9 protein-coding genes, 1 tRNA gene and 1 pseudogene are annotated in these 10278 nt (G+C 63.9%); 3 read left to right on the top strand and 8 right to left on the bottom strand.

Features of this window, described 5'->3' with window-relative positions:
- Position 1: 1 nt before the first annotated feature.
- From MIC448_RS09785 to MIC448_RS09815, 7 genes are read right to left on the bottom strand one after another with little or no spacing between them, the layout of a single operon-like run.
- The gene (locus MIC448_RS09785; RefSeq protein ID WP_051513535.1) at positions 2-757 is read right to left on the bottom strand and encodes a TSUP family transporter; all 756 of its coding nucleotides are present in this window, start codon (positions 755-757) and stop codon (positions 2-4) included.
- 6 nt (positions 758-763) lie between these two features.
- Positions 764-1270, bottom strand: a complete 507-nt coding sequence (locus MIC448_RS09790) for a MaoC family dehydratase (protein ID WP_036298892.1) — start codon at positions 1268-1270, stop codon at positions 764-766.
- Positions 1267-2019: an N-acyl homoserine lactonase family protein gene (locus MIC448_RS09795; protein WP_051513536.1), complete on the bottom strand. Its 753-nt coding sequence runs from the start codon at positions 2017-2019 to the stop codon at positions 1267-1269. The genes MIC448_RS09790 and MIC448_RS09795 overlap by 4 nt, the downstream gene beginning before the upstream one ends.
- Before the next feature lie 9 nt (positions 2020-2028).
- A complete protein-coding gene (locus MIC448_RS09800) occupies positions 2029-2892 on the bottom strand; it encodes an amidohydrolase family protein (RefSeq protein WP_036298893.1) in 864 nt (287 codons plus the stop codon).
- On the bottom strand, positions 2889-3764 hold the full coding sequence (locus MIC448_RS09805) for an NAD(P)-dependent oxidoreductase (protein WP_051513537.1): 876 nt from the start codon (positions 3762-3764) through the stop codon (positions 2889-2891). Before MIC448_RS09805 ends, MIC448_RS09800 begins: the two co-directional genes overlap by 4 nt.
- Positions 3761-4657: an NAD(P)-dependent oxidoreductase gene (locus MIC448_RS09810; RefSeq protein ID WP_036298896.1), complete on the bottom strand. Its 897-nt coding sequence runs from the start codon at positions 4655-4657 to the stop codon at positions 3761-3763. The genes MIC448_RS09805 and MIC448_RS09810 overlap by 4 nt, the downstream gene beginning before the upstream one ends.
- Positions 4650-5219, bottom strand: a complete 570-nt coding sequence (locus MIC448_RS09815; protein WP_306342115.1) for a cysteine hydrolase family protein — start codon at positions 5217-5219, stop codon at positions 4650-4652. The genes MIC448_RS09810 and MIC448_RS09815 overlap by 8 nt, the downstream gene beginning before the upstream one ends.
- A 320-nt stretch (positions 5220-5539) precedes the next feature.
- Between MIC448_RS09815 and MIC448_RS16710 the strand changes: the two genes are divergently transcribed.
- Entirely contained in the window at positions 5540-5773 is a 234-nt protein-coding gene (locus MIC448_RS16710) for a hypothetical protein (RefSeq protein WP_036298900.1), read from the top strand.
- A 163-nt stretch (positions 5774-5936) separates the two neighbouring features.
- A pseudogene (locus MIC448_RS09825) lies at positions 5937-6544 on the top strand (recombinase family protein).
- 733 nt (positions 6545-7277) lie between these two features.
- On the opposite strand, the gene MIC448_RS09830 reads toward MIC448_RS09825, so the two are convergent.
- The gene (locus MIC448_RS09830; protein WP_036298906.1) at positions 7278-9215 is read right to left on the bottom strand and encodes an AAA family ATPase; all 1938 of its coding nucleotides are present in this window, start codon (positions 9213-9215) and stop codon (positions 7278-7280) included.
- An 899-nt stretch (positions 9216-10114) separates the two neighbouring features.
- Between MIC448_RS09830 and MIC448_RS09835 the strand changes: the two genes are divergently transcribed.
- Positions 10115-10183, top strand: a tRNA-Arg gene (locus tag MIC448_RS09835).
- The last annotated feature ends 95 nt before the right edge of the window (positions 10184-10278 follow it).

The raw sequence follows: 10278 nt of genomic DNA on the forward strand, positions 1-10278 counted from the left end.
GTCACCCCGCCAGCAGGACGACGAGAGCGCTGTAGATGACGAGCATCGCGCCGATCATGGACAGGGCAAGAAGTGCGATCCGTAGTCTTCTTCCATCGAGCAGTCGGCTCAGCCGTCTCCCTACGAGCTGTCCTCCCCCGCAGAGCAGCGGAGCCGCCAGGAGGAAGGGCAACGCGGCGAGTGCGGCCGCCGGATCCCAGAGAATCGGGAGCTTGAACCCGATCGACAGGGTGCAGTTCAGGATCACGATCGGTTGAAGGGTCGCCATCACGACGCGAGGATGCACACCGGAGCCCAGCCCGTGAAGCACGATCGGCGGCCCACCCGCGCCGGACGTCACGTTCATGAACCCGCTGCCCGCGCCGGCCAGCGCGGCGAACGACGGCGGCGGGGCCGCGGGTCGCCTCGGCAAGACGATCGATGCGAGGATGGAGGCGAGCAGCACGCCACCCGCGACCAGGGAGAGCCACGACTCATCCATCAGGGCCGTGATGACCGCCCCGGCTCCCACCCCGAGGACCATCCACGGCAGGTAGCGTTTCGCCATCGCCCAGTCCACGTCGCGGCGCACGGCGACAAGCACCATCGTCGCCGAGAGCGCGCCACAGTAGTTGACAAGGATGACCCCCTCCGCCGGGCCGAACAGCACGACGAACACCGGCGCCACGAGGAGGGCGAATCCCATTCCCGACGCTCGATGAAGCGCCGCCCCGAGGAATGTCATGGCTCCCGCGACGAGCAGGAGCGTGGGGAACACTCGACGCTAGCCGGCGAAATCGACGATCGGGCGCTGCGCGGTGGGTGCCATCCCACGCTTGTAGACCATGATCGTTCGGCGGAATCGGATCACGACGGTGCCATCCTGGTTATAGCCCACGGTCTCGATCTCGACGATGCCGGCATCGGGATGCGACGACGATTCCCTCCTGTTCAACACGTGCGACGACGAGTAGATGGTGTCTCCGACGAAGACGGGCTTTGGCAGGCGGACCTCGTCCCACCCCAGGTTTGCTTTCACGTTGAACGAGACGTCGATGACGCTTTGGCCTGTGACGAGGGCGATCGTGAAGCAGGAGTTGACGAGAGGGCGGCCGAACTCCGTGCCCGCAGCGTAGTGTTCGTCGAAGTGGAGACGCGCAGAGTTCTGCGTCAGCAGGGTGAACCACGAGTTGTCCGCATCGAGAACCGTACGCCCGAGTTCGTGATGGAACACGTCGCCGACCTCGAAGTCCTCCAGGAAACGGCCCTTCCAGCCCTCGCGTACAGTCATCGTGTTCCTCCTGCATTCCATGTCGTGATCCACGCCCAGTCGAGCGCGTGCACGGCCGCGTCGCGGTCGTGTCCCGTATACAGGGCCTGTGGACGCGATGCCACCACCCTCTCAATCGCGTCCACGCATTCGAGCGCGTCCGTAAAGATGCCGGGAAGCGTCCCGTCGATGATGTTGTCGATCACGGGAACAAGGTCTCCGCAGACCACCCCCAGCCCCGACGGCATGTCCACGTCGACGGTCTGATGTCCGGGCGTATGGCCCCCGGACCATCGGACGCGGATTCCGGGCCGGACCTCGGCGACGCCGCTGACCAGGCGAAGCCGGCCTTCGTTATGAGCCTCCTGCAGAGCTGACGTATCGCCGTAGTAGCGGCCGATCGCCGGCACTTTCACATAGGGACTCCGGATGAAGTCCCACTCCGCCTGCTGCATCCATATGCGGGCGTGCGGAAAGTCGCGAAGCCCGCCCATGTGATCCCAGTGTGCGTGGGTGAGCACGACATCGGTGACCAGCCCAGCTGTGGAGCCGAGAAGCTCCCCCACCCCCCGCTCGACGTTCACGTCGCGACTGGTTCCCTCCCGCGGGTTGGGGCCGCAGTCGACGATGACCCGCTCGAGATCTGAAGAGAGCAGCCACGCCTGGTAGTCGATCTCGCGCCGTTGCCCCATCCCCTTCTGGAACTCAAAGGTGCTGTTGTCCGCGGATCTTCCGGCGAGCCCGACGACCTCCACATCCCATGTGCTCATGTCAGACCTCTACAGCGACAGGAGCCGGAAGGCATTGTCGCGAGTGATCTTCCTGATGATGCGGGGATCAAAGCTCTGGGATAGGAACGCATCCACGGATTCGCGCAGCGGCCGGGTGGGATAGGCCGTGCCGAACAGCATCCGATCACTCAGCGCGAGGTTGGCGCCTCGGACGAAATCGTCGGCACCCGGCATGTTCGGCGTGGCCCAGTACATGTCCGGGGAGAGGTAAACATTCGGACACACGAGGCTGATCGCGATCGCTTGAGAGACCCAGGGCCAGGCCGAGTGGGAGATGACGATTTTCAGCTCGGGATACTTCATAGCTACGCGCTGCACCGGAATCGGGCTCGCCCAGTTCATGTCGTGCCCGGCGAGATAGCTGAGCGTCGAGCTGAGCGAGATTGACACTGGAAGGGAATGATCCAGGCACCATTCGTAGATCGGGTCCAGGGACGGGTCGTCGGCGAGCAGCGGCTGCGCGGCGGAACCCGGTTCGATCGACACTCCGACGACCACGTCCTTGCTCGCGAGGGCCTCCAGGTCTGCGAGTCCCCCCGCTATGTCGCCCAGGTTGACCGCGGGCAGTGTGACGAAACGCCCGGGGTTCGCCTCGCAGAATCGGATCGTCGCATCGTTGTCGGCGGCGCTCAAAGACCCTGAAGAGCTGCGGCCCGGGATGACACCGATCTCGATGCCCGCCTCGTCCATCTCGGATAGCAGGAGAGCCTCGTCTTCGAGCCAGGCCGAACGAGATCCTGGGAACCCCTCGACCTGGCGCGGGTAGTACATCGCGGTCGCGAACGCCCCGGACTCGGTCCACTCGGGAATAGGAGGCCGCAGCCTCATGTCCACGAAGCCGTGCATCGTCATCGCTCTTCCTCCCCATGAACCGTGAACAGCTCGCCTGCTGCCGGGAACATCGCGTCCCGACCGATGCGGGCCGCCGCCATCCTGTAGATATCCCGGCTGATCTCCGCCCCGAAGGCGGGCGCGGACACCGCGTCAGCGAGCTCCGTCGCCAGCCGCAGGTCCTTCTCCATCATGGGGATCGGGATGAGCCCCTGACCGTAGACACCGTCTTTCAGATAACTCCCGAGGTAGGAGCGGAGCACCGTCGACTCGGCGGATCCGTCCGCGAGGGCACCGAGGAGTGTTTGCGCATCCAAACCGTTGGCGACACCGAGCGCCATCGCCTCCGCATTGGAGACGGTGATGGCGCCCACAAGCCAGTTGTTTAGGATCTTGGTGATCTTCGCGTTGCCCAGTGCCCCCATGTACGACCAGGAGCCGAGAGGCGCCAGTCGTGTCATGACCTCGTCGGCCGCAGTGCGATCACCGGCGATCACGAAGGGTGACGTGCCCCGATCGGCAGCCGCGGCGCCGCCACCGATGACGGCCCCGTCCAGATACGTGCCGCCCTTCACGGCCGCCCACTGTCCCAGCTCCTGTGTGAGCGCGACGGAGGTCGAACTCGTGTCGACGAGGCGAACTGGGCGCGCTTCTGCGAGCCCGTCGGGACCGAAGACAATCGATGCGAGCGCGGCGTCGTCGTTTACCATGGTGATGACCAGATCGCTCCGATCGGCGAGGTCGCGCGGCGACGTCGCGCGCCGTGCGCCCTCCCCCTCGATCTCGGTGATGGCGGCGTCGCGCACATCGAGGGCGATCACCTCCTCCCCACCCTTGAGAAGGTTGCGCGCCATGGGCATGCCCATGGCTCCGAGTCCGATGATGCCGATCATGAGGGATCTCCTTTAGGCGCGAACCCTGCCGCTCGATTCGTCCAGTACCAGACCGCGGGGTAGTACGAATCGCCATGACCGATCGCAATGGTTCCTCGATACATCGATGTCGCCAGGCCGCCGAACAGGGCGGATTGGCCCGATCGACGGGCCAGCTCGCTCACCAGCCGCAAGTCCTTCAGCATGTACTGCGTGCTGAACTTGCCCGCTCCGAGATCACCCGCCAGCGCGTGGCGTACGAAATGCGACCTCATCGCGAAGCTATTCGACGATCCTTGGGTCAGGGCGCCCAGCAGCGCCGCCGGATCGATACCCGCCTTCTCCCCGACGGTCAGGACCTCCGCGATCAGGGCAACGTTCACCCCGACCACGAGATTGTTCAGCAACTTCACGGTCTTGGCTGTACCTGCCCCACCGGTGAAGGTCACCGACGAGGAGATCGCGTCGACGACCGACATCGCGGTTGAATCCTCTCGCACAACGTCGTCCAGATAGAGGGCGAGAGTGCCGGCCTGGGCGGCTTCGACCCCGCGGGTTAGCGCTCCCGCCAGCAGCTTCCCGCCGGCCTCCTCCGCCGTGTGGGCGCACTCCATGAAGGTCCAGGGGCCGATCGTGCTGAAATCGAGGATCGTCAGGACCGGGTTCGCGGCGATGAGCTCGCCGACGACGTCACGGACGTGGCCATCCGCCGGAAGCACGGTGACGACGTGGGTGCTGCGCTGCGCAAGATCGGCCAGGCTGTCGCACACCGTCGCGCCCCAGGACGCGGCACGCTCGAGAGCTGCCGGGTTGGCGTCGTAAATGACCACCCGCAAGCCGGCTGAGGAGGCGTTGCGCGCCATCGGCTCACCCATCGCCCCGAGCCCGATGAATCCGATCGTCGAGTCAGGCATCACGCGCCGCCTCGATCGCATCTTCTGTCGTGGTGAGCCGCCCGAACGCCGCCATGGCGCGCGTCGACTGCTCGTGAAGCGCCTGGGTCGGAGCGGCGGAAGCGTCGGTCGGGACGATCATCCGGTAGCCAAGGTCGAACCCGGCCCGCACGGTGCTCTCGACTGCCATGTGCGTGAAGACGCCGCCGATGATCACCGAATCCACCCCGAGGTTCCGCAGCACGGCATCCAGGGCGGTGCCAGCGAACGCGGATACGCCGAACTTCGTGACGATCTCCTCGTCCGCCTCGGGTGTGATGAGGAATCGACAGTCGTCCTCGTGAATCATCTCGAAGACATCGCGAGGGGCTCGACCGCTCTGCGCGGCCGCCTCGGTTCGAGGCCGGTCGAGCCATCCGCGGACCATCGGGCGCCGAACGCCGACGTGGATCACCGGGATGCCTGCTCGCCGCGATCGCTCCAGGAGATCCCTTTGCGCTTGTGTCACCGCATCAGCGATCCCAGGATCGTCCCAGGCAACGCGACCAGGATTCAGTAGGCCGGCTTGAACGTCCACCAGCACCGTTGCCAGGTTTCCCAATACTATCTCCGTTGTTCTTGTTGCAACTGAATTGCGTTCTGTACAACTGAACGTAGCCCGGTTTGCGACGTGGTGTCAACCGCCCTCTTCGCACAACCCGTCGTCCGCGGCACGGGTGCGGTGAATGGTGCTACGTCGTGAAGCGCCCCGCTCCCTTCCCCCTCTTATCTCGATCCACCCGGGAGATCCAGCCGCGGACCCCCGCTTGCGTGCCCGCCGCTGCGGTGGGTTGACCCTGTCGCCGGCGTCCGGGTCAAGACCAGCCGTACCCGGCCGAAGCGGTACGAGAAGGTCGGCCTGGGGTGCTGATCCACATGGACGTGAAGAGGCTCGGCCTCATCCCCGACGGCGGCGGACACCCCATCTACGGGATGCAGCAAGGCAAGCGCAACCGTCCCGGTAGCGGCCGCGGTTACGAGTTCATCCGCTCCGCCGTCAGCCACAATGTTCCGGCCACATGTCGCATTTCCTTAGAGTGGCGCGTCGCGTCAACAATCGTCTTGGCCGGCTGGGGATCCTCGACCAATGGTCATTGATCGTCGAGACCCTCGGTTGCGGAAACTCAGGCGTCGAAGCCCGCTCATGCGACCTCGACAACATCGCGCCGTGAACCCCGTTGAATCTCGCAACGATGTGCCACAAGTTGTCCACGGAATGCGCGGACTCGCCGCCCGTTCCGAGACATACCGGAGGTACGTCATGCAGAAGCTCATCGGGTACTCACGGGTATCCACACGCCAGCAATCAGCCGACCGACAGGACGACATACTCGCCGCCGGAGTCCGACGCGATGACCTCTACGTCGACCACGGCGTCTCAGGCGCGCGCGTAGCTCGGCCGGAATTTGATCGCGCTCTCAACGCTCTCATCGAAGGCGACACCCTCGTCATCACGACACTGGACAGACTCGGTCGGTCCACGCAGAACATGCTCGGACTGGCCGACGAGCTGCGTACCCGTGGAGCCGGCCTCCGGGTCTTGAACCTCGGCGGCGGCGACGTGGACACCGCCACGCCGATGGGTGCGATGGTTCTCACGATCAGGGCGGCGCTCGCGCAGATGGAACACGAGATCAAGCCTGACCAGGCGCTGTCTGAGATCGGTCTCGGCGAGCGCATCCTTGATTCGATCAGCAAGCGGCGCGCCGCCGGCAAGTCTCTCGGAGGCCGGCCACAGCGCATCACCGACAGTCAGATCCGCAACGCGATCCGTCTGGTCATAGCGGCGAGCCCGTCGCGGAGGTGGCACGAAATTTGGGAATGTCTCGAGCCACCTACTACCGCCGAGTCAAGGATGCAGGCGCTTAGAGTCCCAGGCTCGCGAGAGCTGAGCCGCCGGCTCCCCCGCACGGCATCCAGGCCCGGGGCTGAACAGAAGAAAAACGCAATGCACGCAGGCACTCTTAGTGGGAACTCGCGGAACCCTTGTATCGGTTGCCATCGCGTGTCAACCTGGTTGCATGGGTCGAGGACGCCAAAAGCATCGAGAAGCCGCAATTCTGCACGTCATCGCGGGTGCAGATACACCCGTCGCGAGGGTCGTGACAGCCACGGCCGACATCGCAACGGCGTTCGACCTCGAGCCAGCTTCGCTCGCGCCGAAGATGGACGGTAGCTCCTTTCGACGCACGCGCGCAAGCGAAGGGACACCGGCTTCGCGCACCGCCCCCACGTCCTCAAGCCGCACGATTCGACCCCCCGTCGCGGAACCCTGGGCGCAGAAGAGGACGCAGCTGGCCGAGCTGAAGAGGCTCAGCGAGATCTCAAAGTCGTTGGTCAAGCTTCACCGCGAGGAGACAGCCCTCATTGCGGAGCGAGACGGACTCATCTCGCGGCTTCGGAGACAGGACGTCCCCTGGTCATCGCTCGCTATGCGAACTGGACTAAGTCGACAGGCCTTGAGCAAACGGACCATTTAACGGTTTGTTCGCCCGATGGAGCGGTGTTGTGTTGTTGGGTTCGCGGCCGCAGCGCTAGTCGCCCGCGGCCGTCAACGTGAATGGTGAGTCGAAAGCGGCTTCGACTCCGGCTCGCATCGATCTCACACTGCCTTCGACCGTGGGGCAAGGCGTAGATCGCCACCAAGCGCCGCGAGTTTCGTCGCGATGATCTTGTGCCCAATTCCTCCCGGCATGCCCCGATGCGTTGCGACGAACATGTCCACGGACTTTGCGATCGTTTGGTCGGCGCGTAGGTCGGAATCCCTGATCGGTGCGACGTGGATCTCCGCAAGGTATGCGTTCACGACCTCAAGATATTGGACGCGCTCGACGAGATCCTCGATCGCCTTGCCCTTCGGCAACTGAAACACATGGGACTTCGGCACGCCCGCTCGAAGCAGTTGCTTCTTTCGTGCGTCTCCAGAAGAGTCGCCGTCGACCAAGAAACACGTGATGAGTGCGACCGAGTGCATGGCCTGCGCAATCGGGATGTTGGACAGGCCGAACGCGATCTGGAAGTCGAGCGGGCGATCGCTATCCGCGAGCCGAAGCAGCGTCGGCAGGAGAATCATCTCCGACACGCCCTCCGCGAGCACCGCGCGACGGAACGCCGAAAACGCCGCGGCCTCCGCGCCCATCGCGAAAAGCAAGTGCGAGAACCCTGGCTCGGAGTCGGTCCAGAAGGTGTTGGTCAGCGTACTAACGCCGCGGTCGCTGCGATCGCGACGCACAACGCGGATACCGGTACCCAAATCGAGCGGGAGGCAGCCGGGGCTATGAGTTGTGTAGATGACCTTGTGAACATCGAGCTCGTCGGTGAGCACCCGGACGAGATCCGCTTGGGCGTCGTAATGGAGATTCCGCTCAGCCTCATCAATCATGAGAACTGGAGGTACATCCAGGTCCCGCGCGATCAAGAAGCAAACGAGACCGAGAAAGGTCCTCAGCCCATCGCTGCGTTCGCTGATCGGCGTGACGGTGTAATCGGCGCTGTCGACTTCATTGATGTTGACCTCTACGAGCCCTCCCTCGTTGATCGCGAGCTCGACCGCAAGGGCGGCTTGGCTCCACGATGGCTGTAGTCGCTCAGACAGGGATGCATTCAAGCGTCGCTCGAGGCTGCGCATCCGGGCAGGAGCTCCGCTACTGATTGCTTGCCACAGTTCGTCAACAGAGGTGCCGGCAATCGCAAGCAGGTTCCGAAACGGTGAGCCAGGGTTTGCGCGAGTCGCATCATCCGCGAGGTTGTAGCGCTCCCGGATTTCTCGATCTTCGTCGGTAAACAGAAGAAACTTCGGTGCACGGGCCAGAAGGGTCCTGCGAATCGCCGCGTCGGGACTGGCCTTGCGCGCGGCCACTAGTGCAGTCTGAGTCGCCTCCGCTGTCTTTCCGATTGCGGTCCTGAGCGCCGCCAGTCCGGTTGCGCGACCCGGAATCCCAAACACGTCGGCGCCGAACGCCTTGAGCGAAGTGAGCTCACCTTCCAAGACATCGAGCGTCTCCGAGTTCCACTCTGTTGATGCTCGCGCGATCGCAGTCGAGAGGGTGCCTGGCATCTGCTCCCGTCGGTCGACCTCGTGTTCATCGAGGACTTCGCCAGCACTAGACAGCGCCCCACGAAGCGATTCTGCGAGTTCTCTCGCGAGGGTGAACGGTTTCGGGTTCCGATTGACCGTGAGGTCCGTGCCCGTGACCTGAACACCGGAGGCTTTACGACTCACCCGCAGAACAGTGAGATTATCCTTCGAGATGGTCACGTCGGGATCGATGTCGAGTTCCGCGATGCTCGCCAAGTCAGAAGCATCCAGCCGGAAGCGCGCTCCGACAACAATGTCGTCCGAGTGTGGCGGCCGCTGTCTGTTGAACGATCGCGGATCGAGCGGGACATCCCCTTCGGAGCTGAGCCATCGAAGACCCTCCAGAATCGAACTCTTGCCCGACTCGTTCGGGCCGATGAATGCGATGGTCGGTCCATCTACATTGCACTTCGCGGCGCGCAATCGGCGGTATCCCGTGAACTCAACCTCGATCAAGCGCACTGGCACTCCTTCCCGCAGCCTCTATCCGAATTCTCCGATCGTCCCACGCCAGGGCGCTGCACCGAACTTCAGCGTCGTGCCGCGTAGCCAAGAGTCTGGAAGGAGTGCCCCACCTTGCTCCCTCACTCCTCGAGACTGTTCGACGTGTCGAGTGCACCCGTGGCACAGTTATGACACATTAACCGACGTTGCCCGCGGAATTACGCGCTTCTTTGGCAGGGCGATGCTGGACGCAAGCCGCTCGTGAGAAATGCGGAATTACGCGGCATAATGCCTATTCGCGGCTGAGAAACGAGAGTTCGAATCCGCGATCCTGCGCTCCCTCCATCCGGCGCCGTTTCGGACACGGTTTGGCCGGGGGCGGGCCACCCTCCGACGCCGAGATACTAGGGACGGCCCGCGCTCCGTACCGTCAGGTCCTCTTGGCTCCGCTCTTCGCTCGACTCACCGTCGAAACGGCGATCACCCGCGTCACCAGCGGTACGTGCCAGTGATCGCGACAGGCCATCGCCTCGACGGCCCATCCTCAGCCCGCGCTTGGTGAAGTCAATGTCGTTCATGCTCGCTTCGCTGCGCGTGCTCCACATTGACATCCCCGGCGCTCCGGCCGTGGCTAGCCGCCTATCGAGCCGACGTCCCAACCATGACCTATCAGCAACCGCTCACATCGGGCAATGCGCCGCACCCGATCGCTTGTTCGCTGACTGTTGCAGCGAGAGAAAGGCGTGGTGGGCAGAGACGTCAGGGGTGGTGAGCCGGGGTGTTCAGCGGCCGCGGACCGCCCTATTCATCTGTCTCGCGTGACAACACCGTGACAACACTCCCTGAGTATCTATCCGTCGATCGATGATCCAACTGGTCGGCGGTCCCGCGGAATCACGCGGTTTTCGCAGGTCATCGCCCCCATTCGCCGGCCCGAATGAGGTTTCCGGTACCAAAGGTCGCTGGTTCGATTCCAGTCGGGGGCACTGCACAGAAGTCCCGGGTTTTCACCCGGGACTTCTTCGTTTTCGGGCGCTCGTACCAGGACGCGTGGTCAAGTCCTGGGACGTGGTGTATCGGT

This window comes from Microbacterium sp. C448 (genome assembly GCF_000582705.2).
Lineage (GTDB): Bacteria > Actinomycetota > Actinomycetes > Actinomycetales > Microbacteriaceae > Microbacterium > Microbacterium lacus_A.